The sequence below is a fragment of the Halomonas sp. BM-2019 genome (assembly GCF_017584085.1).
In genome coordinates, this window is the sequence record NZ_CP071922.1 from 645,432 (window position 1) to 647,501 (window position 2,070).

General features: G+C 57.2%; 1 rRNA gene. It reads left to right on the forward strand.

Features of this window, described 5'->3' with window-relative positions:
- Positions 1 to 517 precede the first annotated feature (517 nt).
- A 16S ribosomal RNA gene (locus J5F18_RS03280) occupies positions 518 to 2,056 on the forward strand.
- Positions 2,057 to 2,070 lie beyond the last annotated feature (14 nt).

The following is a 2,070-nucleotide window of genomic DNA, read 5'->3' on the forward strand; positions in this document are numbered from 1 at the left end:
ACCAGCAAGGTTGCAGGCGGTGAAGGGTGGTAGAAGTGGTTGTTCTGCTTGGGGTTTTCGGATGCTTCGAAGATTTCCTCGCTTGACAGGCACCGCGGATTCGCTAGAATGCGCACCACTGGATTCGACGGGGCTCGGCAAGAGCTTCCGGCGCCGCCGCCTCGGCAGGATGAGGCGGGCAGTCAGCGGAAACCGGACGGGGTGCCAGGCACCGCCAACCACCGCTTGACAGGCTGCAGCGAATCGGTAGAATACGCCTTCCTCGCAGGGCGCTGGCGAGACGGGAGCCACGGCTCACGCCACGACAGCAAGCGAGACGCTCCCGGCAGTTGGAGCCGCTCTTTAACAATCGATCAGGTAATTCATGTGGGCGCTTGTCGATGAGTTCGGTGACCAGTCACAGAACCATCAAGGCAAGCGACTCGTCAAAGGCCTTCGGGTCTTTTTGAGAACCGTTTGAACCTTGAGCCAAGTTTGGTCCGCTTCCTTCCTTGAGGGGTAAGGACTATATGATCTTAAACTGAAGAGTTTGATCATGGCTCAGATTGAACGCTGGCGGCAGGCCTAACACATGCAAGTCGAGCGGAAACGATGGGAGCTTGCTCCCAGGCGTCGAGCGGCGGACGGGTGAGTAATGCATAGGAATCTGCCCGGTAGTGGGGGATAACCTGGGGAAACCCAGGCTAATACCGCATACGTCCTACGGGAGAAAGCAGGGGCTCTTCGGACCTTGCGCTATCGGATGAGCCTATGTCGGATTAGCTGGTTGGTGAGGTAATGGCTCACCAAGGCGACGATCCGTAGCTGGTCTGAGAGGATGATCAGCCACATCGGGACTGAGACACGGCCCGAACTCCTACGGGAGGCAGCAGTGGGGAATATTGGACAATGGGCGGAAGCCTGATCCAGCCATGCCGCGTGTGTGAAGAAGGCCCTCGGGTTGTAAAGCACTTTCAGTGGGGAAGAAAGCCTTGGGGATAATACCCCCGAGGGAGGACATCACCCACAGAAGAAGCACCGGCTAACTCCGTGCCAGCAGCCGCGGTAATACGGAGGGTGCGAGCGTTAATCGGAATTACTGGGCGTAAAGCGCGCGTAGGTGGCTTGATAAGCCGGTTGTGAAAGCCCCGGGCTCAACCTGGGAACGGCATCCGGAACTGTCAGGCTAGAGTGCAGGAGAGGAAGGTAGAATTCCCGGTGTAGCGGTGAAATGCGTAGAGATCGGGAGGAATACCAGTGGCGAAGGCGGCCTTCTGGACTGACACTGACACTGAGGTGCGAAAGCGTGGGTAGCAAACAGGATTAGATACCCTGGTAGTCCACGCCGTAAACGATGTCGACTAGCCGTTGGGTCCTTCGCGGACTTTGTGGCGCAGTTAACGCGATAAGTCGACCGCCTGGGGAGTACGGCCGCAAGGTTAAAACTCAAATGAATTGACGGGGGCCCGCACAAGCGGTGGAGCATGTGGTTTAATTCGATGCAACGCGAAGAACCTTACCTACCCTTGACATCGTGCGAACTTGGTAGAGATACCTTGGTGCCTTCGGGAGCGCACAGACAGGTGCTGCATGGCTGTCGTCAGCTCGTGTTGTGAAATGTTGGGTTAAGTCCCGTAACGAGCGCAACCCTTGTCCTTATTTGCCAGCGCGTAGAGGCGGGAACTCTAAGGAGACTGCCGGTGACAAACCGGAGGAAGGTGGGGACGACGTCAAGTCATCATGGCCCTTACGGGTAGGGCTACACACGTGCTACAATGGCCGGTACAAAGGGTTGCGAAGCCGCGAGGTGGAGCCAATCCCGAAAAGCTGGTCTCAGTCCGGATCGGAGTCTGCAACTCGACTCCGTGAAGTCGGAATCGCTAGTAATCGTGAATCAGAATGTCACGGTGAATACGTTCCCGGGCCTTGTACACACCGCCCGTCACACCATGGGAGTGGACTGCACCAGAAGTGGTTAGCCTAACTTCGGAGGGCGATCACCACGGTGTGGTTCATGACTGGGGTGAAGTCGTAACAAGGTAGCCGTAGGGGAACCTGCGGCTGGATCACCTCCTTATCGACGACGTCACC